This is a genomic window from Streptomyces sp. NPDC008125 (genome assembly GCF_042957125.1).
Classification (GTDB): domain Bacteria; phylum Actinomycetota; class Actinomycetes; order Streptomycetales; family Streptomycetaceae; genus Streptomyces.
In genome coordinates, this window is record NZ_JBIBHR010000002.1 from 357,056 (window position 1) to 381,132 (window position 24,077).

General features: G+C 71.9%; 19 protein-coding genes and 2 CRISPR repeat arrays. Of the genes, 4 read left to right on the forward strand and 15 right to left on the reverse strand.

What is annotated here, in order from left to right; translation table 11 throughout:
- The first annotated feature begins 16 nt into the window (after positions 1-16).
- The gene (locus tag ACFZAX_RS04315) at positions 17-1,474 is read left to right on the forward strand and encodes an SPFH domain-containing protein (RefSeq protein ID WP_390958928.1); all 1,458 of its coding nucleotides are present in this window, start codon (positions 17-19) and stop codon (positions 1,472-1,474) included.
- Positions 1,475-1,569: 95 nt separating this feature from the next.
- On the opposite strand, the gene ACFZAX_RS04320 is transcribed toward ACFZAX_RS04315, so the two are convergent.
- The 6 genes from ACFZAX_RS04320 to ACFZAX_RS04345 form a co-directional block, all read right to left on the reverse strand.
- On the reverse strand, positions 1,570-3,288 hold the full coding sequence (locus tag ACFZAX_RS04320) for a hypothetical protein (RefSeq protein WP_390958929.1): 1,719 nt from the start codon (positions 3,286-3,288) through the stop codon (positions 1,570-1,572).
- 278 nt (positions 3,289-3,566) lie between these two features.
- Positions 3,567-4,166: a hypothetical protein gene (locus tag ACFZAX_RS04325; RefSeq protein WP_390958931.1), complete on the reverse strand. Its 600-nt coding sequence runs from the start codon at positions 4,164-4,166 to the stop codon at positions 3,567-3,569.
- On the reverse strand, positions 4,150-4,668 hold the full coding sequence (locus ACFZAX_RS04330; protein ID WP_390958933.1) for a sigma-70 family RNA polymerase sigma factor: 519 nt from the start codon (positions 4,666-4,668) through the stop codon (positions 4,150-4,152). The genes ACFZAX_RS04325 and ACFZAX_RS04330 overlap by 17 nt, the downstream gene beginning before the upstream one ends.
- The gene (locus tag ACFZAX_RS04335; protein WP_390958935.1) at positions 4,665-5,360 is read right to left on the reverse strand and encodes a class F sortase; all 696 of its coding nucleotides are present in this window, start codon (positions 5,358-5,360) and stop codon (positions 4,665-4,667) included. The genes ACFZAX_RS04330 and ACFZAX_RS04335 overlap by 4 nt, the downstream gene beginning before the upstream one ends.
- Positions 5,357-5,809 (reverse strand): sortase-dependent protein, encoded by a 453-nt coding sequence (locus ACFZAX_RS04340; RefSeq protein WP_390958937.1) that lies wholly within the window; start codon positions 5,807-5,809, stop codon positions 5,357-5,359. Before ACFZAX_RS04340 ends, ACFZAX_RS04335 begins: the two co-directional genes overlap by 4 nt.
- 213 nt (positions 5,810-6,022) lie before the next feature.
- Positions 6,023-6,415 carry a hypothetical protein gene (locus ACFZAX_RS04345; RefSeq protein ID WP_390958939.1) on the reverse strand — a complete coding sequence of 131 codons (393 nt, stop codon included), beginning with the start codon at positions 6,413-6,415 and terminating at the stop codon, positions 6,023-6,025.
- A 388-nt stretch (positions 6,416-6,803) separates the two neighbouring features.
- Here ACFZAX_RS04345 and ACFZAX_RS04350 point away from each other — a divergent pair, with 388 nt between their 5' ends.
- The gene (locus tag ACFZAX_RS04350) at positions 6,804-8,270 is read left to right on the forward strand and encodes a tetratricopeptide repeat protein (protein ID WP_390958941.1); all 1,467 of its coding nucleotides are present in this window, start codon (positions 6,804-6,806) and stop codon (positions 8,268-8,270) included.
- 231 nt (positions 8,271-8,501) lie between these two features.
- Positions 8,502-9,321: direct repeats of the CRISPR family, unit length 29 nt; unit sequence GGGACCATCCCCGCACGCGCGGGGAGCAC.
- A 75-nt stretch (positions 9,322-9,396) separates the two neighbouring features.
- On the opposite strand, the gene ACFZAX_RS04355 is transcribed toward ACFZAX_RS04350, so the two are convergent.
- From ACFZAX_RS04355 to cas3, 9 genes are all read right to left on the reverse strand, one after another.
- Positions 9,397-10,383, reverse strand: coding sequence for a ChbG/HpnK family deacetylase (locus ACFZAX_RS04355; RefSeq protein WP_390958943.1), 987 nt, complete (start codon positions 10,381-10,383; stop codon positions 9,397-9,399).
- A 49-nt stretch (positions 10,384-10,432) separates the two neighbouring features.
- Entirely contained in the window at positions 10,433-10,789 is a 357-nt protein-coding gene (gene cas2e, locus ACFZAX_RS04360; protein ID WP_390958945.1) for a type I-E CRISPR-associated endoribonuclease Cas2e, read from the reverse strand.
- Positions 10,790-10,805: 16 nt separating this feature from the next.
- Positions 10,806-11,846, reverse strand: coding sequence for a type I-E CRISPR-associated endonuclease Cas1e (gene cas1e / locus ACFZAX_RS04365; RefSeq protein WP_390958947.1), 1,041 nt, complete (start codon positions 11,844-11,846; stop codon positions 10,806-10,808).
- A 5-nt stretch (positions 11,847-11,851) separates the two neighbouring features.
- On the reverse strand, positions 11,852-12,568 hold the full coding sequence (cas6e, locus tag ACFZAX_RS04370; protein WP_390958949.1) for a type I-E CRISPR-associated protein Cas6/Cse3/CasE: 717 nt from the start codon (positions 12,566-12,568) through the stop codon (positions 11,852-11,854).
- Position 12,569: 1 nt separating this feature from the next.
- Positions 12,570-13,457 carry a type I-E CRISPR-associated protein Cas5/CasD gene (gene cas5e, locus ACFZAX_RS04375; protein ID WP_390958951.1) on the reverse strand — a complete coding sequence of 296 codons (888 nt, stop codon included), beginning with the start codon at positions 13,455-13,457 and terminating at the stop codon, positions 12,570-12,572.
- Entirely contained in the window at positions 13,458-14,681 is a 1,224-nt protein-coding gene (gene cas7e, locus ACFZAX_RS04380) for a type I-E CRISPR-associated protein Cas7/Cse4/CasC (protein ID WP_390958953.1), read from the reverse strand.
- A complete protein-coding gene (gene casB / locus ACFZAX_RS04385; protein WP_390958955.1) occupies positions 14,678-15,487 on the reverse strand; it encodes a type I-E CRISPR-associated protein Cse2/CasB in 810 nt (269 codons plus the stop codon). Before casB ends, cas7e begins: the two co-directional genes overlap by 4 nt.
- Positions 15,484-17,259, reverse strand: coding sequence for a type I-E CRISPR-associated protein Cse1/CasA (gene casA, locus ACFZAX_RS04390; RefSeq protein WP_390959241.1), 1,776 nt, complete (start codon positions 17,257-17,259; stop codon positions 15,484-15,486). The genes casB and casA overlap by 4 nt, the downstream gene beginning before the upstream one ends.
- A gap of 119 nt (positions 17,260-17,378) precedes the next feature.
- A complete protein-coding gene (cas3, locus tag ACFZAX_RS04395) occupies positions 17,379-20,513 on the reverse strand; it encodes a CRISPR-associated helicase Cas3' (RefSeq protein WP_390958957.1) in 3,135 nt (1,044 codons plus the stop codon).
- Between the two features lie 322 nt (positions 20,514-20,835).
- Positions 20,836-21,177: direct repeats of the CRISPR family, unit length 29 nt; unit sequence GGGACCATCCCCGCACGCGCGGGGAGCAC.
- Between the two features lie 1,152 nt (positions 21,178-22,329).
- On the opposite strand from cas3, the gene ACFZAX_RS04400 reads away from it, so the two are divergent.
- Positions 22,330-22,800, forward strand: coding sequence for a TrkA C-terminal domain-containing protein (locus ACFZAX_RS04400; RefSeq protein WP_390958959.1), 471 nt, complete (start codon positions 22,330-22,332; stop codon positions 22,798-22,800).
- Between the two features lie 2 nt (positions 22,801-22,802).
- On the forward strand, positions 22,803-24,077 hold the full coding sequence (locus ACFZAX_RS04405; protein WP_390958961.1) for a cation:proton antiporter: 1,275 nt from the start codon (positions 22,803-22,805) through the stop codon (positions 24,075-24,077).

The following is a 24,077-nucleotide window of genomic DNA, read 5'->3' on the forward strand; positions in this document are numbered from 1 at the left end:
AGGGGGGCATCACCGCATGAGTCCAGTGGTCATAGCCGTCATCGGCATCGTCGTACTGTTCGTTCTTCTCGGCCTCGCCGTCGTCACCCGCTACAAGGTCGCGGGTCCCAGCGAGGCGTTCATCATCACCGGCCGCCGTGGCAAGAAGCACACGGACCCGGTGACCGGTCAGACCAGCATCGACAACACCGGCCAGAAGGTCGTGGTCGGCGGCGGTGTCTTCGTGGTGCCGTTCGTGCAGCAGCGGTACACCCTCGACCTCTCCAGCCGGCAGATCCCGGTCAAGGTGCGCGGGGCCGTCACCCTGCGCGGGGTGAAGGCCAACCTCGAAGGCGTCGCGATCGTCAAGGTCGGGGGCAGTGAGGACGCGATCCGCGCCTCCGCCCAGCGGTTCCTGCGCCAGCAGGCGGGGATCGCGGGCTTCACGCAGGAGGTCCTGTCGGGTTCGCTGCGCGCGATCGTCGGCCGGATGTCGGTGGAGGACATCATCCGCGACCGGGCCGCCTTCGCCAGCCAGGTCGCCGAGGAGGCCGAGGCCAGCCTCTCCGGCCAGGGGCTGATCCTGGACGCGTTCCAGATCCACGACATCACCACCGAGGGCACCTACCTGGAGGACCTCGGCCGGCCCGAGGCCGCCCGCGCCAAGCAGGAGGCGGACATCGCCGAGGCGAACTCGCGGCGGACCTCCGAGCAGGCCCGGCTGAAGGCGGCCGAGGACGTCGCCATCGCCGAGCGGACGTTCTACCTGAAGCAGGCGGAGATCCGGGTGGAGACCGAGGTCGCGGCAGCCAAGGCCAACGCGGCGGGCCCGCTCGCCGAGGCAGCCCGCCAGCAGGAGGTCCTCCAGGAGCAGGAGAAGGTCGCCGCGCGCCAGGCGGCGCTGACCGACCGCGAGCTCGACACCCGCGTCCGCAAGCCCGCCGACGCCGCCCGGTACCAGGCCGAGCAGGAGGCCGAGGCCCGCCGCATCGCCCAGGTCAAGGAAGCGGAAGCCACCGCCGACCGTGCCCGGCTCACCGGTGAGGGCGAGAAGCTCCAGCGTTCGGCGCTCGCCGCGGCGGTACGCATCGAGGGCGAGGCCCAGGCCGCCGCCATCGCCGCCCGGGGTGCGGCGGAGGCCGAGGCCATGCAGAAGAAGGCCGACGCCTTCGCGCAGTACGGCGACGCGGCCGTCCTCCAGATGCTGGTGGAGGTCCTGCCCCAGGTCGTCGCCAAGGCGGCCGAGCCGCTGAGCGCGATCGACAAGCTGACGGTCATCTCCACGGACGGCGCGAGCCAGTTGGCCCGTACCGTCACCGACAACGTGGCTCAGGGCATGGAGTTGCTCACCTCCACCACCGGCGTCGACCTGGCCTCGCTGCTCAAGAGCCTCACCGCCTCGCGGACGGGCTCGCCCGCCGAGGTCGCCGCTCCCGCCGCCGAGGGCGTGCCGGCGACGGCCAGGAACGACGGGAAGATCGAGGTCACCGACTGAGGCCGCCCGTCGACCGACGTACCTCCCGACGTCCGGGGCCGTCCGCGCACGCTGCGTGGGCGGCCCCTCACGGCGTACGGGGCGGGGGCGCCCGTTCACTCGCGCGGCTCGGGAGCGGCGGCGGCCACCCGGTCCGCCATCCGGTCCGCCACCCGGTCCGCCATCCGGTCCGCCACCCGGTCCGCCTCCGCACTCGCCTGCGCTTCCCCGTCCTCCAGGGCGGCGGCGAGCTCGGCGAGACGGTCGCGCCAGCCGCCCCTGCCGTCCCCGGTGAGCACCTCGCCCCGTGCCCGCGCATCCGCCGCCCGCTTGGCCGCCCACAGCTGGAACGCCTCTTCCTGTCGGCATGCCTCGCACTTCACATGGCCCTGGTACGCACGGAACATGTGCACGTCCCCGGGCCCTTCGCACTCCACCAGCGGTACCCGCGCGACCACTTCCCCGGACAGTTCAAGGCTCCAGGTCCGGTCCGTCCCGATCCGCTCCGTCCCGGTCCGGTTCACGTCCCCGATCCGGTCCACGCCCCGGGGGCGCGAGGCTCCCGGCTCGACGGCTGTCACGGCGCGCCTGCGGCCCGGTTCCGGCGGCATCTTCTCCTCCAGCCGGTGTCGCAGGAACCCGACGGCCGTCCGCACCCCGTCCTTCGGCAGCTGCGAGCTCAGCACGTACCGCATGTCGGCGGCCGACATGCCGCGCCGCAGCCACTCCGCCGCCTTGTCCACCAGCCTGCGCGCCTCGTACACCCCCAGGCGCAGCTGCCTCGACTCCTTCCCCAAGGACAGCAGCACCTCTTCGGCCAGCACCATCTGAGGCGTCCAGCCCTTCCCCAGCTCCTCCCCCGCGTCGTCCGTCGCGTGCGTCGCGTCCGTCGCGACAGGAACAGCCACGGGAACGGGCACGGGAACGCGTTCGGGTGCGGGACCGCTTTCGGGTCCGAGAGCAACCGCCATCAAGGGCGCCGTCGCGGTACCTGGGACGACTGCGGGCACGAGGGCGGGTGCGGGTGCGGGTGCGGGTGCGGGGGCGAGAACGGCTACGGATGCGGGTACGGCAGCGGGTACGGAATCCGGCGAGGTCTCCCAGGCGCGCGCCGCGTCATGCTCCACCAGCCACTCCGGCGACTCCGTCCAGAAACCGCTGTCGGACTCGTCCACCAGGGGCGGCCCCCATTCGAACCGATCCCCGAACGCGACTCGTTCGGTGTTCGACACCGCACCCACGCTGGTAGGTAGGTGGGATGAGCGCGCCATCAGTTGTCCGTCAGGTGGGTAGCCGCCGGACTGCCGCCCTCCCCGCAGACCGACTGCCGGACTCACCTCACTCGGTGCGACCTGCGGCGATGCGCCTTCCCAGCGCACTGCCTCCCGGGCATGCCCCCAGCTCGACCGCCTGCCCGGCCCACGGTGCGAGCCGATGCCCGTTCCGCCCCCCGGCCCGTCCCACGGCCCCTCGCCGGACCAGACCGTCTCCTGCTCCCGGCTCGCCCAGACCGCCTTCGCCTCCTGAGGAGTGATCGGCGCGTTCGACAGGATCTGCGCGGTCGCCCATCGACCGGGCCCGAACTGGTAGGGCCACTGATGGAGATGCCCCTCGCGCTGCAAGTACTTCTTGGCCTTCTTGTACGGACCGGCCTCGACTCCCGCCGCACTCGCGTAGTCCCAGAGCGGGCCCATCAGCCCGACGAGCTGGTCGGCCGGGAGGCCCTCCACGTACAACAGGATGATCTTCGCGTCACTGTTCATGCGGCGCGAGCGCACCAGCGCCTTCGAACGACCGTCGGTGTCCGACACCGGAGAGATAGCATGCCAAAGCATCGCTGTGGACTTCCTTCCACTCGTGGTGAAGGCCCTCGGGACGGTGCTGGGTACACCACCGGGGGCCGCCCCACGCGCGCGGAGGCACACGGAGCGTGATGACGCGATCACGGTACAACGCCCGAAACATGTCTATGCACATGAATGCGGGAGTTCCACGCGTGCGCGCCCATACACCCCAACTGCCGCTTGGCATCGGATATCGGACGGTTCATCAGTTCGAGATGTCACCCCGTCCTCGCGAGGACGGGGTGAACGGCCTTTGCGACATGCTCCTTTCAGCCGCCCGACGCGTTCTCGGTGGGCGCCACCGACGGGTTCCGCGCGGCGGACGCTCCCGTCGGGCTGGAGGTCGGTGCAGGCACCGCCGCGGAGGTGGACGGGACGGACCGCGCCGCCCCGGAGGGCACCGCCCCGGATTCGGTCGGCGGCAGGGTGGGCGTGGGCACGGCAGCGGACGGGACCTCGCTCGCACGCTCGGGCGCGGCTGTCCCCTCGGTCACGGCCGGTCCGGTCGGCACCGGTGACGGCACCCGCCGCGGGGCTGCCGTCCGGCCGGGCGTCGGCGCTTCCGTGACCCCCGAATCCGTGGACCCCGACCCGGTCGACGCCGGGGCCGCCGGGGCCGCCGGGGACGCGGGCATCGCAGGTACGCCCGGCCCCGCCGCCAACCGGAATGGCAGCACCGCGAGTCCGGCCACCGCGCAGGCCATGCCGAGCACGGCGGCGCCCCTGCGGTACCTCCGGCCGGCGGCACCGCGGCGGAGCTCCTCGTACCGGCCCGGCGGCGGGGCGAGGCGGTCGTGGCCGGGCCGCAGGATGACGGCGAGCGGGTCGTCGGCGCCGAACTCCGGCTCCTCGTCAACGCGAGTGGTCAAGGCTTCTCCTCAGGTGGGCGCGGAGCAGTTCGCGGGCCGCGTGGAGATCGGCCTTGATGGTCCCTTCCTTCCGCCCGGTCAGCGCGGACACCTCCCGGATCGGCATGTCCGCGTAGTAATGCAACAGGATCGGCACGCGCAGCCGTTCGGGCAACGACTGCACCAGCATCCGGACCGAGGGGTCGGCCGGCTCGGCATGCCCGCCGACGACCTCCTCGGTCACCACCCGCCGTACCGCCCGGCGCTCGCGCTCCAGCGAACGCCAGTGGTCGCGTACGAGGTTGGCCGCGGTGACGTACAGGTACCCACGCGGCTCCTCGACCTTCGTCCAGCGCGCCCAGAGCCGCGTGAACGCCTCCGAGGCGATCTCGTGCGCCGTCCCGTCGTCGTCCACGAGACGGCGGCACCACCCGGCGAGGGACGGATAGAGCACGGCGAACAGCTCGGACGCCGCCTGCGCCTGCCGGCCGCGCCGGTCGCTTCTCTCGCGGGCCCGCTTCACCGATCTCCCGAGTCGGACGTTTCCTGATCCTGCTGTGCCAGGGCGGCGAAGACGATCACGTTGTCCTGGTAGCCCCCGTCGCCGTCACGGGCCCCGCCGCACGTGATGAGCCGCAGCTCCGGGCGGTCCACGTTGCCGTAGACCGCCTCGGTGGGGAACGCCGCCTTCGCCACCGTACGGGTGGCGAAGACGGCGAACTCCGCTGCCGTCGAATCCTCCAGGCGCACCACGACCCGGTCCCCCACGCGGAGCTGCGCGAGATGCCGGAAGACCCCGTCACCGTACGACCCGACCGTCACATGCCCGAGCATCACGGCCGGGCCTGTCTGGCCGGGGGTCGGGCCGTTCTCGTACCAGCCCGCCCGGTCGTGCGCGGTGATCGCGGGCACCTCCACGGTGCCGTCCGCCGCGAGGCCGAGCCGGACGACCGGGGTGTCCACCCCGATCGCCGGAACCTCCAGCCGAAGCGGTACGGAACGCTCCAACGCGATGGCCGTGGACGGTGGTCGGGACTGCTGGGCGTGCGCCGACGGGGCAGGGGCGGGAGCCTTGGGTCGCCCGGACACTCCGCCCCGGCCACCGTCCCCGCCCTCACCCGCGCCCTCGCCCGCGCCCTCGCTCCCGACGCCGCAACCGGCGAGCAGCGAGGCCAGTACGGCGGTCCCGAAGGTCCGCCTGGAGTACGAGGTCACGCCCCGGTCGCCCCGTTCACCCCGGCGCCCCGGCGGCGCACGAGGAACACGGCCGCGCCCGCCCCGAGTACGACGGCCGCGATGCCTCCGCCCATCAGCGCCCCGTTGCCGCCGCCCGACTGCGCGGCGGCGACGGCACCGGTGTTCGGCGCCCCGGACGGGACGGAGGAGACCTGCGGCGCACCGCCCGAGCCGGCCGGAGCCGCAGCGGCCGCGCTGGGCACGGCGGTCGCAGCCTCCCTCGGGGCCGGCACGGCGGTCGGGGCGTTGGTAGCGGCCTCGGCCGGAACGGCCGCCGGGGCCGCGGAGGGGGCCTCGGCGGAGCCGTTGGAGACGACGGCCGGCGCGCTCGGGGCCGGGGTCGCCGTGTCCGCGAAGGCGGGGCCGGCGCCGGTGGCGAGCACGGCGGCACAGGCAAGCGTCAGCAGACTGAAGGTGGTTCGGCGCATGAACGGCTCTCCTTCGTGATCGGCCCGCCAAGAGGGGCGGGCCGGGAAACGGAACGTGCGGAGAGACGAGGCAGCAGCACCCTGGGTTGTAAAGGAATGGCAAAGCCGTTCGACGCCTTCCGGCAGCGCCACGGCGACCGGTCGGCGTCGCGTCGAACAGGCCGGTCGGCAGCCCGGTCGGCAGGCTGATCGGCAGGCTGATCGGCAGGCTGATCAACAGGCTCCCGAATCCAGGTCGGTGGGGGCCATGTGGCGTGCCGCCGCCGCGTACCGCGCGAGGTGGTCCACCGCCTTCGCCAGCAACCGGAGGTTGACCGCCGGGTCCTGCCCCGGATCCTGGGCGACGGCCCACGCGTGGCAGACCATGTGCGTCACGATCTCCCGCGCCCGGGAGTCCGCGAGCTGGGCGGCGTACGCGTCGGCCAGCGGGGCGTACGCGACGATGGCGCGACGCAGCCGTTCCCGCAGGGCATCCGCCGCCTCGCCCGTCGCCCGCCCCCGCGCGAGGTCGAGCGCCAACTGCACATCGGCCGCCAGATCAGCCCGGCTGACCGGCACACCCGTGTTCGACGGACCGCCGCCGTACGGGGGGACGCTGTACGTCACCCCGCCGTACCCGGCTCCGCCGACCGTACGTACACCCCCACCCGAACTCCCGTACTTCGCCCCGCCGTACGAACCGCACCCTCCGGGCGGCGCGCAATGCCCCGGAGCCGCACCGGGGCTACCGGCGCCGCCCGACCCACCGTTGCCCTTGCCACTCGCCGCACAGTTGTCGCCGGCTCCACTCGACCCGTTGTTTCCGCTCGTTCCGCTGGCTGAGCTCATTGCGGACTCACCTCTTTCGGTGCGAAGGGTGGATCTGAACTCCCGGAGGGATGGCGTTCAGTGAACCTGCGAACACGCACAGTGAGGAGATGCCAGGCTGTGGGCCACATGTAGTCCCGCGTAGGCCAGGCCGGGAGGCCCGCCCTGGTGAAGGAGTGAGCGCAAGGTGCCCGAATCCCCGGAGATCGGCGAGCTGATCCGCCAGGCGTGCGCGGCACGTGGCTGGGGTCCGTCCAAACTCGCCCGGGAGCTGGGAATCGCCGAGGGGCGCGGCCCGAACGGCCTCGACCGCCAGTCGGTCCGTCGATGGATGGCCGGCCGCCGGAAACCCGACTACTGGCTCCCGTACATCGCCGACGTACTCGGCCTGGACACGAACCCGCCGCTCCAGACACCCGGCGGACCGGCCACCCCCGCCGCGCCGCCGGCTCTGCCCGTCACCCCGGGCGTCCCCGCTCAACGATCCGCCTCCCGCCCCCTTGCGGGCATCGATACCGTGGCGTCAGTCGTCGAGTTGGGGAGGAACGACGTGCTTCGGCGAAACTTCCTGGCCGCCTCGGGCGCCCACGCTCTGGCCGCCCTCAACCTGCCCGACCCGGAGAGCGTGACCCGCCGGACCGGTCGCGTCGGCGGCGTACGCGTCGGCACCGGCGAGGTGGCCGCCGTACGCCAGATGACCCGCGCCCTCGGTGACACCGCCGCCGAACTCGGCGGCGGCCACGCCCGCCACCTCGCCGTCCGCTACCTCACCGAGGACGTCGCCGCCTGGCTCGACGGCACCTACACCGAGGAAATCGGCAGGCAGTTGTACGCCGCCACCTCGCAACTCGTGCACCTGGCAGGCTGGATGGCCCAGGACGAGGGCAACCAGGGCATGGCCCAGCAGTACTACGCCCACGCCTACGGCCTCGCCCTCGCCGCCGACGAACCCGAGCTCTCCGCAACCGCCTTGCGGGGCCTGGCCGTTCAGGCCATCGACCTCGGCCCCCGGTACGGCGCCATGGCACTGCGCCTCTCCGAACGCTGCGTGGACAGCGCCAAGTCCCTGGACGACCCGCGCGCGGTCTCGTACTTCCAGACCACCCTCGCCGACGCCGCCGCCCTCGACGGCGACCACCGCCTCGCCACCCGGGCCCTCACCGCGGCCCAGACCGCCATCGAGCAGACCCCCGACGCGGCCCCCGGCGAATCGTGGGCCTCCCACTTCAGCATCGGCCGCTGGGCCCACCACTCCGGCATGATCCTCGCCCGCCTCGGCGACCTCGACAGCGCCACCGGCCACCTCCACGAGTCCCTGGAGATCCACGGCATCGACCGCCGCCGCAGCCGCGCCATCATCCTCGCCGACCTCGGCCAGATCCACCTCCGCCGAGGCCACCTCGACGCCGCCCTCGCCACCTGGACCGACTTCCTCGACTGCGCCGACGGCATCCGCTCCGTCAAGGTCACCGAAGCCACCGAGGACATGCGCACCCGCCTGGACAAGTACCGCAAGGTCCCGGGCGTGGAGGAGCTGCGAACCCGCGCGGAGAACCACATGGTGACGGTGACGGGGACGGGTACGGGGGCGGGGGTGTCGGCGGGAGCGTCGACCGGGCCCGGAGCCCCTGCCGGGAGGGCGGGGGGCGGGTGAGGGGGCCCTCTGGCCCGGTGAGCTGTGAGTCGGTGTCCGCTGAGCGGGAGGTGAGCCCTGGGCAAGGGGGGTGACCCCTGGGCCAGAGGTGACCCCTGGGCCGGAGGTGACCCTGCGCAGGAGGTGACCCCTGGGCGGCGGGCCACGATCGGGTGCGCTCCTTACGCGGCCGTGTGTCCCCCTGGGGCGCGGGGAGCACTCGACGCCCGTCGTGCCGCACTGGTGCACGACGGGACCATCCCCGCACGCGCGGGGAGCACGGCAGCCACCGTCAGGAACTCATGGTCGGACTGGGACCATCCCCGCACGCGCGGGGAGCACCTTCTTCGTCCGCAAGACGATGTTCGTGGATTGGGACCATCCCCGCACGCGCGGGGAGCACTGCCAGCTGGCCCGGTAGCGGCCGGTGATGACGGGACCATCCCCGCACGCGCGGGGAGCACCGCGTCCCCTTCCTCTTCAAGCAGTGGGGGGAGGGACCATCCCCGCACGCGCGGGGAGCACAAGAAGGAGAAGGAGACGGAACGCCGCGATCTGGGACCATCCCCGCACGCGCGGGGAGCACTGGCCTCGGCGCTGAGGATCACGAGCACCCAGGGGACCATCCCCGCGCGCGCGGGGAGCACGGTCACCGCGCGCGGGGCGGCGGGGAGCTGCGGGGACCATCCCCGCGCGCGCGGGGAGCACCGGGTGTCGGGGTCCAGGGCGACGACGTTGCCGGGACCATCCCCGCGCGCGGGGAGCACTTGAAGAACCGGCCCGCGATGGCGATGTTGTAGGGACCATCCCCGCGCGCGCGGGGAGCACTCACGGACGCGCCAGTACGCCGCTGACCGCACGGGACCATCCCCGCGCGCGCGGGGAGCACCACATCGCGGACCTTCAGCAGGCGTTGCGGGCGGGACCATCCCCGCGCGCGCGGGGAGCACCAGGAACGGACCCGGAACGCCATCGACGGGCTGGGACCATCCCCGCGCGCGCGGGGAGCACCCTTGACCAGCACGAACGCACTCCCGATGCCCGGGACCATCCCCGCGCGCGCGGGGAGCACCCTTCCCGAGCTGGGCATTTAGCAAGCCACCGAGCCCGGATCATCCAACTTCACCGAAATCGACATAAGCCGCATTTAACCCTCACTGCCTATCCCTGCACTCCCACCCGGAGCAGCCCCCTCCAGCCAGACCCGCCGCACCTCCGCGTAGTCGACCAACCGGATCCCCTCCTCGGCCAGCGCCTGCCTCGCCTCCGGCGAGACCAGGAACTCGTAGTCCGTACGCCGTACGTGCCACCCGTCATCGAGGGCCCGGGACTCTTGTGTGCCGAGGCTCGGGTGGACCGCCCATTCGTTGAGGCCGGGTGGCAGGTCGCGCAGGAGCCGGGCGTACCGAACGGGTTTGCCGTCGAGCGGGATCGCGTAGCTGTCCAGGAAGTCGTTCTCACTGACCGGCAGTCGGCGCTGTCGCATCGCTTCGCGTGCGGGTTCCAGCCAGGCGCGCACCGCGAGCCCGTGCTCGTCGGCGAGGGACACGGTGAGGTCGAAGATATCGTCCCGGCCGCCGTCGGCGAGGCAGTGGAAGTCCAGGTGGGTCGGGGCCAGACCGGCGTCGGCCACGGCGTCGATCTGGGCCCGGAACTCGCGCTCCACGTCCTCGATCCGGGCCTGTCCGAGGAGCTCGGCACGGCCTACAGGGGTGGGGGCGAAGAGATTGCCGGTGCGGTCCAGCAGGGACGGCACCTTCGCTCTCTCCGCCATCGGGCCCCAGGGACTTCCGGGCATCTCGCAGACCATCGTGAGGTGCACGCCGAACGAGATCTCCGGCCGGCGGCGCAGCCGCCGCATCGCGTCCGGAGCGGCCGGGCAGGGGACCATCAGGCTGCACGAGCCAGCGATTCCCTGCTCGATCGCCTGCACCACCGCCTCGTTGATCGCGGTGTACATCCCGAAGTCGTCGCAGTTGACGATCAACAGGCGTGCGCCGGGCGGGTACCCGAGCAGTTCACCCGACCGGAGGGACGCGCTCGGCGCCTCGGTGATGCCGTCGGCGGTGTCCCCGGTACGGCCGTCGGTGGTGTCCCCAGTAGGGCCGTCGGTGGTGCCGCTCATGTCGCCCATGCCCGCAGTGTGCCGCCTCTCCGTCCGCCGGTGGAAACGGATTCCCCGCTCACCCGCCCCCGAACCGGCGCCGTTTCGAAGCCTTGCTCCAGCCCTTCGCCGGTGGCGCCGACTGGGCGGGGCGTCGAGCTCCCTGCTTCGGGCGGAAGATCAGCGTCAGGCCCTCGTGGTCCACCGGGTGCCACTTGTGGTCGTGGGTCTCGAAGGAGTACCCCTGCTCGCTGTCGTCGCTGTACGCGAGGAGAGCCCGCCCCTGACCGGAGAACTGGCGTACCTCCGACCAGAGTTCCGTACGCACCCTGGCCGAGGGCCCGCCGATGAAGACGCCCGGGGAGATCTCCAGCAGCCATCGGGTCAACAGCCCCCGCAGCGAGACCGGGCAATTGGTCAGGACGATGACCGTCACCGCGCGCTCGCCCCCCTCACCAGGTCATCTCCGCCGTGGCGTGGTTGCGGCCCGCCGCCACCTCCGTACCCCCGTCGGAGAGCAGCATCACGCGGTCCGCGCCGTCGTCGTCCCCGCCGGCCCACGAAACTCCCGAACCTCCCGAACCTCCCGAACCTCCCGAGCCGCTCGCGCCGCTTCCCGGAGCCCCGTGGCCCGGGGCTCCGATCGAGAGAAGCGCTTTGATGTCCCGCACGCAACGGTCCATCAGACCCTGCTCATTGATCGCGTTCCGCAGCGCCCGGCGGGTGCGCGAGCCGATCTCCTCGGGGCTCTCCGCCGCCACGTCGAAAGCGAGCGGGATACCGATCTCCGTCTTGTACAGGTCGGCCACGTCCATGACGAACGACAACTCGTGTCCGGAGTGGACGAACCCGAGGGCCGGTGAACAGCCCAAGGCGGCGACGACGGCGTGCGCGACCCCGTACATGCACTGGGCGGCGGCCGTGATCGCCTGGTTCGGGGCGTCCCCGGCGGTGAAGTCACCGGGGGTGTACTGCCTTCCGCGCCAGGGCACGCCGGTACGGACCGACTGGGCGCGGTAGCAGTCGCGGAGGCGGATGCCCTCGCGGCCGAGGAGTTCCTTGCGGGTGAGGCCCGCCGGGTCCTCCTCGGGGAAGCGGAGCCGGTACATCGAACGGGCCACACCCAGCCGGGTGCGCTGGTTCGCCCAGGCGACCGCCTGCGCCTCCATGAGGGCGGAGGAACGGGACAGGGCACGGCCCGACGCGTAGTACCGGACGCCCGCTTCGCCCAGCCAGACGACGCCCGCACCGCATTCGCCGAGGATCTTCATCGCCTCGTGCGTCACCCGCGTCCCCGGGCCCAGCAGCAGGGTGCCGATGGTCGCCGACGGGATGTGCCGGACCCCCTCGGCGTCCTCCGCGGTGATCGCGTAGTCCTCACGGTGGACCACGCAGCGTTCGAGGTAGACGAAGGAGACCCGGTCGCCGACCCGGTTCAGGTCCCGGGGCGAGGACAGACTTCTCGTGCGGAGCGCACGGGGTGAGGAGTCCACGCCCCTCACCCGACCGGCGCGAGGGTCATCAGCCCGCAGCCGTACGCCTTCGCCTTCCCGAGACCGCAGGTCAGGGTCTGGACGAAGCGATCGGGCCGGGTCACGCGGAGCCGGCCCTCGTAAGTGACGGTACTGATCGTGACGGGGGCGCCCCGCTTCGCACCCGCGTCGGCCGGCCCCTTCGTGAAGGCCAGGCCGCGGAAGCCGTGGACCATCACCTCGTGCGCGTCCGTGAACCCTCTCTGCCGCTTCTCCTCGGGCTTCTCCAGGATCTCGAAGCCGTTCGGCTCCTGTCGTTGCAGCAGCCAGCTCAGCTGATGGCGTTGGGTGAGGTGCGCGGTGCGCTTCGTCTCCTCGCCCTCCTTGCGCCGGATGCTGTGGACGGGGTTGGCGGTGAGCCGGAAGGACCACGTCGAACCGGCGCCGATGCCGCTCAGGAACCTCGCGTAGTCGTAGCTCTGCCACCCTGGCTCCGACGCGGTCGGCCAGCCCGCCTGCTCCACCAGGTGGGTGAGGTCGGGACGGGTGGGGCTGGTGACGAAGAGAAGAACCTCGGCGTTGGAGTTGTGGTCGACCCGCCAGAGCACCCGGGGTCCCTGTCCGGCCGGCGGCGGTGCCTCGGGGAAGGACGCCATGACCGCGGCGTGCAGTCGCTGCGGCGAGGACAGCAGCCTCCGCGCGCCGGTGCGCGCGGTGTTGATGCGAAAACGCGTGAGATACATGTCAGAAGCCCTCCGTACCCGGCTGTTCCTGCTCCCCCGGTGACCGATCCCCCGATGCCGGATCGGCCGATGCCGGATCGACCGTGGCCGCATCGGCCATTGCCTGCGGTACCGCCCGTCCGCCGGGTGTCCCCTCGTCCACCGCGCTCGTCAGCGCCGCCGTCGGATCGTGGGCGGGCGGCGTCACGGGGCGCCGGGTCCTCGCCGGGCGCCGGTCGGGACGGTGGCGCGGATTGCGCACCCGCACGGGCTCCGACACGACGGAGCGCAGCGCGTACCGCCGGTGCGCGGGGTCGAAACTGACCGGCTGGTCCCGCAGGCTGCCCTCGGCGGGGCCGTCCCCGGGCACGCCCTCCAGCAGCGCCGTCAACTCGACCGTCTCCTCCTCGGACCGCTGCCGCTGGTACCAGTCGCTCGCCTGCCACGTCTCCGCAGCCAGCGCCTCCGACACCTCCACGTCCTCGTGGAGACCCAGGTCGATCGGGCCGCTGGGCGGGCAGGACCGCCTGCCGAGGAACGGCAGGAAGACCGGGGCGCGCACGGCGTCCCGCAGGCGCACGAGCAGCTCGGCATCACCCTCCACCGCCGCGACGAACACCGCGTCGGACAGGTAGAAGCGCTCCGAGACCGGCATGGACTTGCCGGTCTCCGGATGGTGCGCGGTCTGGAAATCCCGCACCCGGGCACCCGGTTGATCGATCCGCACACCGAAACGCAGGGCTGCCAGGTCGGACAGGTCACTCCGGCGCGGGCGGCCGAGAGCGGACGCCAGCAGGCCGACCACCCCGCTCTTGGTCGGCGCCGACTCGGTCGTACGACGGGTGAAGCGGGCCGAGGAACCCCATGCCTGCAACGGCCCGGCGAGCCGCAGGGTCAGGACGCTGCTCATTCACGCGCCGCCCAGCCGGCTCTCGACCGCGTCGCCCACCGACTTGACGAGCCCGTCGAGGGACAGCTCCTCGCCCAGCCCGGTCAACGCCCGGGTGGCGGAGCCGACCCGTACGACCCACGTGCTGCCGGCCGCCTCGGCGCCGTAAGCGCGCTCGACGTCGGGGACGTACGCGGCCAGTGCCTGGCAGGCTCCCTCCAGATGCCCGCTGGTGGTGTCCGCCGTCACCGGCCTCTCGAAGGCACCCACGAAACTGATGGGGCGGGCCGTACGGAGCTTGACGACGACGGCGTCCGGGAGGGTGTGGTTGGCGAAGGTGTTGATCTTCCCGGTGGGGATCGAGTTGACGAACGCGTGCACGAACGCCTCGACCGCCCGCCGTACGGGCTCCGAACCCGGCTTCTCCTCGTCGAGCCCGGCACCGAGGTTGTCGCGGAGGCGGTCCACGTCCAGCGCGGCATAGCGGTACAGAGTGGCCGAGTTGAAGTCCACCGTGCCGATCATCCCGGCACCGGACTCGCTCTCCTTGTTCCGGTCGTCGACGGCCGTGAAGTAGTCCGACTCGTTCTCCACGGCGTGCACGCTGAGGGCGTGCGCGACCTGGGCCGCCGCGTCCACGTTGATGTCGGCGGCGTCCGCGACCATCCGGCCGAAGAGCGCGATGTCCACCGAATGCCGGCTGTCCGCCAGCGCCCGCGCCCGCGCCTTGACCTCCTTGTCGGCGAAGAACTCCTTGAGTTCCCGCTCGCCGCGCAGCCCTTCCACCGCCAACTCGGCCAGGGCGTCCAGCTGACGGGAGCTGAGGAACAGCAGGTAGAGCGACTCGGGGGCGTGCACCGTCTCCTCGGCACCCTCCTTCGCGTTCGCCTTCTTCCGCTTCGGGACCTCGACCTTGGAGCCCGTCGCGACCCTGATCGTCTCGGCGGCGAAGTCGAGCACGCTCCCCTCCGCCGAAGCTCCCGCACCGGCCGCGAGCTCCGGCTCGATCCGGCCGATCCGCTCGGCGAGCAGCTCCGCGATCTTGCGGGTCCGCACCCCCAGCTCGCTCGGGTCGAGCAGCTCACCGAACGCCTGGCGGGTGGACCGCTTCCACGCCTGGCTGGACACACGCGAACGGCGCACGCCCCCGTAGACAGCGGTCTTGGGCGCCCCGGTGTCGTCCCGGTTGACGTTGCTCGGCGGAACGGTCTGGAGAACGTGTACGTCGATGATGGTCCGGGTCACGAGCGGGAGTCCTTGTCGGTCGGAGAAGCGGAGATGTCGGCGGTGGCGGTGGCAGCGACGGCGTCGGCGTCGGTCGGCGGGGTGTCGCCGGTGTCCGTGCCGGTGGCCGGGGCCCCGGGCGGCGCGGGCGGCCGGTACTGGTGGAAGCCGCGCCCCCAGGCGCGATGGATCTCGGCCCGCCCGCCGGAGCCCTGCCACCGGTAGAGCTGCCGGGCGAGCTTCGCGTAGTCCAGCGCGATGCCGTCCCGGCGAAACAGCAGCACCAGCTCGCGCAGCCGGGGGCCGAGGGCCTCGATCGAAGGGGCCGATCCGGCCCGCACGAACCGCTTCCGGACGGGCTCGTCGATCTCGTCCGGTTTCATGAGGCGGCGTACCGCACCGCCGACGTCCGGGCCGCCGGGCACGTGCATCGCGGTCTCCGGATGGGACTGCTGGTGCAGCGCCCAGAGAGTCACCGCAAGGTGCACCGCCTCCTCGGCGCGGACCACGTCGGCCTCGCCCCAACCGGTGGTGTCGAGCCTCTCCAACCCGAGGAGCCCCCAGAGGTCGGGGAGCGACCCGGCGGGCTTGCCCGCACCGCGCCGGATGCGTGCCAACGCGGCCACCGCGGCGGCCTCGTCGTCCTGGTAACCCCGGCACAGGGGAGCCACATGCGCGTGCACCGCCTCGCCGACCAGCTCGGCCCTGCTCCTCGCCTCCGGCCCCGCCCTGCCTCCCTCATCCCGTACCGCCTCCGGTACGGCCTCCGCCGGTGCCCGAGCGGGCTCCTGCCGGGGCAGCACCGGCTGCTGCTGCGCTGTGGTCACGTGTGAACCTCCGAAACGGTGACGTCGGCGTCGAGCCCGCCGGCAGTGGTGTCGTACTCGGCCTCTTCGGGACCGCCCGGACCGCCCGGGCCGCGCCCGCCATCGGCGCCGTCCCGGCCGTCGGTGCCGCCCGCACCATCGGCACCGCCCTGGCCGTCGGGACCGCCCGGACCGTCGTCCCGGGCCCGGGGCAGTGCCCTGCCGAGGCGCATGCGGAAGAACCGGTCGGCCCGCGTGTCGTCGAACCACTCCGGCCCGCGCGAGGTCTCCACCATCCGCCCCTCCCAGCTCGCCGCGGTCGCCGCGTCCAGGAGGTCCCGGCCGAGCCGCTCGACGGTCCGGTACGCGGCCCGCTGCCACTCCGTACGCGCCAGGTCCAGATCCGCGCCGGCCACCAGCCCGCGCAGCCACTGGCGGTACGGGCCGTCCAGCGCGCCGTACCCCCGGTCCCGGGCGGCGGCCCGGTGCACCGCCCGGTCCGCCCCGGCCGCCTGGGCGAGATCGCCGGCGAGGTCGCCCAGCGCGTTCACGGCACTGTCCGCGTCCGTGACGGCGACCACGGCCGTGCGGGCGTACCGGGGGTCCTCGTCGTGCAGCAGGACCAGGGGCAGCGTGACCCCGTCGTCCACCAGCTCTTCGATCACCGACTGCTGGGTGCCGTACCGGGCGCCGATCGTCCTCGCCCGGATCAGCCCGTCCGGAATGTGCCCGCGTCCGAAGAGCGCGGCCACCCACTCCAGCACCGCCGGCCGCACACGCTCGGCGCCCTGCTTCCCCTGGCCGCCCGCGTGCGAGGCGCCCTCGACGAGCAGGCTCTCCAGTCCGCGCCACGCCGCCCTGGTGGGATCATGCTCGCGCGGCATGAAGACCTTGGGCAGACGGTGCTTCTTCTCCTGCGGTTCGCTGCGCCGCCACCCGGTCATCGGTTCGGTCCGGTGCTGATTGCGCGGCGGGAGCGGGTCGCCGTACCCGAGCACCACGCCGTACACCCCCGCACCGTCGTGGTGGAGCCGGAGCCGTCGGGTCTGCCAGGTGTAGAGGTCGCGCGGGCCCGTGGGACGGGACGCCATCCCACGCGGCTTCATGGCACCCGGGCCGTCGGGATCGCGGCGCCAGGCCGGCCGGTCGTCCTCGTCGACATCCAGCAGGCCGGTGTCGGAGGCGACCAGGTTGAGCAGCAGGGTCCGGCGCAGGTCGTCCCCCTCGGCCATCACCCCGCCGAGGTTCCCCGCCCAGCCGACGCCCTGCGGGTAGCCCCGGCCGCCCTTGACCCGGTCGTCCCCGACGGCACCGGACTTGATGCCCGAGGTGTCGTAGGCGTGGGCGTGCACCACCCAGCGCGCGGCCTCCGCATAGCTCAGGCGCTCGACGGCAGGCATCCGCATGCTGAAGAACGGATCGCCGTTGGGAACGTCCGCCACGATGCGGTTGAGCGGGGCGACTTCGTCCTTCGCCGTCCGCAATCCGGCCACCTGGAAGAAGGGCGCCACCGGATGAAGCAAATCGAAACGATCGCGATGCTTATCCAAGTAGACAGAAACGGAATCGAACGAATGCTCGTCCCTCCAGAGAGCCTGCCAGGACCTCATATCATCGGGCCCGCCGACGGCATCATGAAGAATGGCCAAAAGAAGTCGCACCAAGGCGAATTCCTGCGTGGGCACGTCACCGACCAGCCGCCGCACCCGTCCCGCGCCGGCGAACACCTCGCGCAGGGAGTACTCCGCCGCCGACCCGTCGGCGAGCTGAACCGGCAGCCAGGGCTGCGTCACCAGGTCGAACGACCTCAAGCCCGCCTCCCCTGAACCCCCGTCCTCGACCGCATCGCCGACGACGACATCGGCTCCTCGCCCTCCACCGGCCCCGACTTCCCTTTCCATCGGCCCCCACCTCACGTCGATGCGTCCGGGCGCGTGACTTTCAGACCGTCCACCCGGCTGTACTCGATCTCAAAGCCTGCCAGTCGGGTCTGACAATTCACGTCCAGCGCCAGAACCAGCTCCCCGGCGAGCATCTGGCATTCCTTCACCTGCCACTGCGGAATCATGAATTCCTCAAGTTCCGCGATGACGCGGTCGATCACCCACGGCTTCGTGAACACGGCGGGCAACCGCATCGAGCTCTCGGCAAGCGCCTTCGCCGCGCGGTACGGCGGCACCGCGTCCATCGGCAGCAGGAGCCCGCCACGCCCGTCCTGCAGCCAGGGGAGTGTGGTGAGCGAACCGTCCTCGTGCTGCTGGAGCACCAGAACCTCGATCGACTCCTCGGTGTCCCGGACTTGGGCCCGCCCTGCCCGCGAGTCGTCCGCGTCACCCACACCCGCGTCGATCCACCCGATCAGGGGACTACCGTCCGCGCGCACCCGGTCGATCCTGAAGGCCCGTGCCGCCTTGCGCTTCCTGCCCACCTCCGTGTGATGCTCGTCCTCGGCCTCCCGCATGGTCTCCGCCCAGTCGAGCGGGCCGATCTCGTCGGAGCCGTACGCCGTCTGCACCAGTCCGGTGATGTCCTGCGGCAACCTCAACGCGCGCTTCTCCGGACCGAGATACATCCGCAGGACGGCTGCGGACCGCAGCAGGGCGTGCAGCCCGTACACGCTCTGCGACCCCGCCACCGGGCGCGGCGGCCCGGGCTGCTCCGGCTGCCCCGTCTGCTCCGGCTGCCCCGTCTGCTCCGTCTGCTCCGTCTGCTCCGTCTGCTCCGTCTGCCCCGTCTGCCCCGTCTGCTCAAGCGGCCCGGCCAGTGCGGGCGATCCGGGCGGTCCGGGCGGTCCGGGCGGCGCGGTCTGAGTCAGCTCGGACTGTGTCGGGCCGGACTGTGTCAGGCCGGGGCCCTCGACCCCGGTGACCAGGCAGCGCGCCCGGCGGAGGGGCACGGGGCGTTCGTTCTGACCGGGTCCTCGCTGGTGGCGGTGGAGCCGGCCCATGCGCTGGAGCATGAGGTCCACAGGGCAGAGGTCGGTCACCAGAAGGTCGAAGTCCACGTCCAGGGACTGCTCGGCGACTTGGCTCGCTACGACGACGTGCGCCTCGGTCCCCTTCGGACGGTCGCCCTCCGGCCCGAACCGGTACAGGAGTCGCGCGTCGAGCTCGGACCGGTCCAGGTCCAGGAAGCGCGAATGGGCGACGGTGACGTTCTCCGTACCGAACCGCTCACGGAGCAACGCGGCCGTCTCCAGGACACGTTCCACGGTGTTCCGTACGACGAGTGCGCAACCACCCTCGCGCAGTGCGACCGCGAGTGCGTCCGCGAGCACGTCGAGCCCGTCGTCCAGCGACTCAAGCGCGATGTCCACCCCCCGGCCCGACGCGGCCGGCGGTCGCGCCGTGAGGAGCGCCGGGGCAGCGGCGGGGGCGGAGGAGGCGTCGCGTGGCCCGGGGGCCGCCACCGCCGTGAGCAGCGGGTACGCGGCCGGGCTCCGAGGAGCACCCGCCCCGGCCTCCCCCTCGCCCGCCGCACCGGCCGTGTACGCGTCGATCAAGGACCGTCGCACACCGACCGGAAGGGTCGCGGAAAGCATGACGACCGGCACCCGGTACGCGCCGAGCCAGGCGAGGACACGCTCCAGGTAGACGTTCATGTAGGCGTCGTAGGCGTGTACTTCGTCGATCACGACGACCTTGCCGGCCACCGCGAGATGGCGCAGTGCCAGGTGCCGGCTGCGGAGCCCGGCGAAGAGCAGCTGGTCGATGGTGCCGACCGCGAAGGAGGAGAGCAGCCCCTTCTTCTTGCCCCGCAGCCACTGATGGGCAATCAGTTCAGTGGCGGCCAGGTCCTGGTCCCGCGAGGCCCGACGCGCCACTTGGGGCCCGTCCAGATCGATGGCCCGCAGAGGCCGACGCCCCTCCTTCGCCAGGAGCATCGCGTACTCACGCTGGAGCGCCGCCTTGGCATGGGCCAGGAACAACGAGTGCCGCCCGGCCCCGGCGAGCCCGTCCAGCCGGTTCAGCCAGCTGATCAGGCGGGGCAGCATGGCGTTACTGGTCGCCCGGGTCGGAAGCGCGAGGAGGCAGCCGCCGGCCCCCGTGCGCGCCGCGAAGATCTCCGCGACCGCGAGCGCCGCCTCGGTCTTGCCCTCGCCCATCGGTGCTTCGATGACCATCAGCCCGGCACGGGGCAGTTCGCGCGCCAGGCGTACGGCGGCCTCCTGCACGGGCCGCGCCGTCGCGCCCGGCGGCAGCGCGAACCGGGCCGCGAACAACTCGTCCGCCGTACCCTCCGGTTCGACCGGCTGCCACGGCGGCGGCAGATCGATCCCGCTCCACGCCGCCTCCACACGCTCGGACGCGGTCCGGGACACACCCGTGCCGACGTACGGGAAGAGATCCGGGTTGCTGGCGATCCAGTCGGCGACGATGACGGTTGCCGAGAGCAGCACCTGCACGGTCTGCGGCAACTCCACCGAGCGCCACGCATCCAGCCTGCCGGACACCCCGAGCTGCTCCGCGAACACATCGAGAATCTCGAACTGCACCTGCTTCCAGCGCGGTTCGGTCCTCCCCGGGGTGCGGATCAGCTCCGGGTGCAGGCGAACGCCATGGAGCTGCGAGTCGTTGGGCGGTACCCCGTGGTGCCCGCCGATCACGACGGAGAACTGGTCCACCGCCGACCGTGGCCACCCGCGCTTTTCCACCAGCCACTCATTGACGAGGAGTTGACCCGCCAGGCCGTGCGGAGCGAGTCCGCGGTCGTCACCGAAGCGCCTCAGAAGAGGCACCTCCAGACCGGCCCGGCCCATACGGTCCGCCAGATCCTCCACCTGGCAGGCGAACGCGGGCGTCGCCTTCCCGATGTCGTGCGTCCCCGCGAGCCAGACCACCAGCAACCGCGCGTCGGCCTCCCCACCGGGCACCACCTCGGCCACCTGCAATCGCACACTGCGCGGCAACCACTCGTCCCACAACCGCCCCGCCACGGCAGCGCTGTCCTCCAGGTGCTGCCAGAGCGGCATCCACGCCTTGGTGTCGTGATCATGCTTGGCCCACACGCTCCGGGCAGCATCGGACAGCCGCACGTCGTCCCCCATGCCTATGGCACTTGCTGTGCTTGCAGGGCCTCAGATTGCAGTACGACAGTCGGTCAGGGGAAGAGAGATCGGCAATGAAAAAATCTGACTGGTCGGTTTCGTTTGGGTGTTGTTTTCGAGGGTGAGGTTGGGGTGTTTCGATGTTTACTGGCTCAGTTACGGCCTCCGGGGCGACCGGTCGGGGCTCTGAGCGCTCGGCATAAAGGGGCACGCGTGCTGTTTGGGGTGCGCCGCCGAGGGTAGGGGCACCGGCTTCGCTCGGGGCGTTCCCGGCGGCGGAGGGGCGCGGCTGGGCGGGTGTGGCGGTTGGCTGATTCCGGCTGGGACCATCCCCGCACGCGCGGGGAGCACCGGGGGCCGGGCAGGCCGATGTGCAGCAGCGGGGAGAAGCCGGACCATCCCCGCACGCGCGGGGAGCACGTGAGCTCCGGGGCGTGCAGGCCGGCGACCTTGGGACCATCCCCGCACGCGCGGGGAGCACCTCGCCCCGCTGGCTGTTGCCGAGGGCGCCGGGGGACCATCCCCGCACGCGCGGGGAGCACATGGGGAGCTGGATGCGGTACATGCCGCACCCGGGACCATCCCCGCACGCGCGGGGAGCACGGGCCACACCCCCTGACGGCCCGCCGCTCCCGGGGACCATCCCCGCACGCGCGGGGAGCACCCTTCCTGACCTGGGCGTCTAGACGGTCACAGGGCTCGAATCATCCAACTTCACCGACTCCGACAATTGGAGCACATCGCCCATGATCGCCACAGCCCTTTGCTCATAGCTCCCGTGCCCGTCAACACCCCACGTTCCCACGGGGCTTCTCGGCGGACACACGGTAAGCCGCCTTCTCGTTCCTTTGCCGCGCGATTCGTTGCCGCCCTCCCCGGCCACCGGAGGTGCGAAGAGGCCCGGACAGCGCGCTGGAGTGGCCGGCCACCGAGCGCAGCACGCGAGCACCGTACGCGGGAGAGCGCCGCTAAAGTCGCCGCATGGGGGTCTCGTTCGAACTGGTGAGGGAAGCGCCGGTCTGCCGGTGGTGCAGACGACCCGTGGCATCGCGCAAGTGGTGGCTGCCGCGCCCGTTCTGCAATCGCTGGCACCAGGTGAAATACCGGACGGTGTCGTTCGTCGCCCAGGTACTCGACTTTTTTTGTTGACCTGTGCCCCCTGCGCCAATGCGCCGTGAGTCGCGGACACAGCACCCCACCGGAAGGAGCAGCCGCAGAGATCAGCCTGGCGACCGAGGCGGACACTGAGCCGGTGGTCACACTCCTCGGCGAGATCGGGACCCGTTACGGCGACGGCGGCACTCCGGCCAACCAGAAGCAAAGTCCAGCCCAGTGCGCAGCACTGCGAAACCATGGAAGCCCAACGGCTTGAGGCCTGCTGGTACACGTAGCAGCCATGTCCACACGCGCGGGAAACGTGTTCGGGCGACCCTGATCGCGTGGGCCTGCCGGGACCGTCCCCGCGCGCACCGGTAGCACCTTTCCGACCTGCGGGTTCATCCAGCCCCTGCAAGCATCCGGGCCAACTTCACCGACTCCGGCACATCCGACAGGCCACACAAATAACCAACATCCCAACACCCAACCCCACCCACTACCCCGCCCGCCCTCCCTCCCGCCCGCGAAGTGATCAACGACGCCCCCGGCCCACCACCCCGCACCGCACCGCACCCGGGGCACCTCCCCATACCACCCCCGCTCCTCCCCCGGCCCCCCGCGACGCGTATGGATCGCGTTAAGGTGTTGAAAGGTAAAGAGATCACCAAGAGCTGACGAGGAGCGCCGCACGCATCGGCGCTCCACTCGGGAGGAAGTCATGGGAACCCGCCGCACCACGCTGCCCGGAGTCGGGGCTCAGTACGACTTCATCACCGAGTCCGGCCAGCACATCTCCGTCGTCGTCCACCACGACGGGCGGCGGTTCATCGGGTTCTACGAACAGGACGACCCAGATTCGTGCCGGCTGACCGTCCCCCTGACGACGCACGAGGCGACCGCGCTCGCCCACCTCATCGATCCCGCACCGATCGACGCCGTACGGACCGAGGGCATCGACCTGGTGACCGAGCACATACCGCTCGGGTCCCGATCGCCCTACGGCGGACGGGTGTTGGGGGATACGCGGGCGCGGACCCGTACGGGGGCATCGATCGTGGCAGTGCTGCGGACGCACAGTGCGCATCCGTCGCCGGGGCCCGACTTCCGGCTGGCCATCGGTGACACGCTCGTCGTCGTCGGTACCCGTGAGGGCGTCGACGCGCTCTCCGAGATCATTGCGGAGGGCTGATCGTGCACGACATGACCGCACTGCTGGTGGAGCTCGGCTCCGTCATTCTCGGGCTGGGGATCATCGGGCGGTTCGCCGGCCGGATAGGTCTCTCGCCGATCCCCCTCTACCTCCTGGCGGGTCTGGCGTTCGGCGAGGGCGGGCTGCTGCCGCTCGGTGCCAGTGAGGAGTTCACCGCGGTCGGCGCCGAGATAGGCGTGATCCTGCTGCTGCTCCTCCTCGGGCTCGAGTACAGCGCCTCCGAACTGGTCACCAGCCTCAAAACCCAGTACCCCTCCGGCCTCGTCGACTTCGTCCTCAACGCGACCCCCGGCGCCGTCGCCGCGCTGATACTCGGCTGGGGTCCCGCCGGGGCCGTCGCGCTGGCCGGAGTCACCTGGATCTCCTCGTCCGGGGTGATCGCCAAGGTGATGACGGACCTCGGACGCCTCGGCAACCGGGAAACCCCGGTCATCCTCGGCGTCCTCGTCATCGAGGACCTGGCGATGGCGGTGTACCTGCCGCTGCTCACCGCCATGGTCGCCGGAGTCGGTCTCGCCGGGGGCAGCGTCGCGCTGCTGATCGCGCTCGGAACGGTCGGGTTCGTCCTCTACCTGGCGCTGCGCCACGGCCGGATCATCAGCCGGGCCGTCTCCTCCGACAATCCGGAGATGCTGCTCCTCGTCGTCCTCGGCCTGACCGTGCTCGTCGCCGGGCTGGCGCAGGAGCTCCAGGTGTCGGCGGCCGTCGGCGCGTTCCTCGTCGGCATCGCGCTCTCCGGCGAGGTCGCCGAGGGGGCGCGCAAGCTGCTGACCCCGCTGCGGGACCTCTTCGCGGCGGTGTTCTTCGTCTTCTTCGGCCTCTCGACCAACCCGGCCGACATCCCGCCGGTACTGCTCCCGGCCGCGCTGCTCGCCGTCGTCACCATGCTGACCAAGATCTTCACCGGCTGGTACGCGGCCCGCCGCGCCGGCATCAAGTCGCGCGGCAGGTGGCGGGCGGGCGGCACGCTCGTGGCGCGCGGCGAGTTCTCCATCGTCATCGCCGGTCTGGCCGTCGCGACCGAGCCCCGCATCGGGCCCATCGCCACCGCGTACGTACTGATCCTGGTCATCCTCGGCCCGCTCACCGCCCGCTGGACCGAACCGGCCGTCACCCGGATCAAGGCACTGCGCGGTACCGGCACCAGCGTCGGCGCCCAGGCGACCGCCCCCGTGGGCAAGGCCGCTCCGGCCACCACCACCCGGCCCACGCACGACGACCTCACGCCGGAGCACGTCGGCGAGGGCCGCGACTGA

Bases quoted from the DNA above. Each gene is read 5' to 3' on its own strand.
- ACFZAX_RS04400 (WP_390958959.1), top strand. From the start codon at position 22,330: ATGGGAACCCGCCGCACCACGCTGCCCGGAGTCGGGGCTCAGTACGAC.
- ACFZAX_RS04320 (WP_390958929.1), bottom strand. From the start codon at position 3,288: ATGCTTTGGCATGCTATCTCTCCGGTGTCGGACACCGACGGTCGTTCG.
- ACFZAX_RS04315 (WP_390958928.1), top strand. From the start codon at position 17: ATGAGTCCAGTGGTCATAGCCGTCATCGGCATCGTCGTACTGTTCGTT.
- ACFZAX_RS04355 (WP_390958943.1), bottom strand. From the start codon at position 10,383: ATGGGCGACATGAGCGGCACCACCGACGGCCCTACTGGGGACACCACC.
- cas3 (WP_390958957.1), bottom strand. From the start codon at position 20,513: ATGGGGGACGACGTGCGGCTGTCCGATGCTGCCCGGAGCGTGTGGGCC.
- ACFZAX_RS04340 (WP_390958937.1), bottom strand. From the start codon at position 5,809: ATGCGCCGAACCACCTTCAGTCTGCTGACGCTTGCCTGTGCCGCCGTG.
- cas6e (WP_390958949.1), bottom strand. From the start codon at position 12,568: ATGTATCTCACGCGTTTTCGCATCAACACCGCGCGCACCGGCGCGCGG.
- cas5e (WP_390958951.1), bottom strand. From the start codon at position 13,457: ATGAGCAGCGTCCTGACCCTGCGGCTCGCCGGGCCGTTGCAGGCATGG.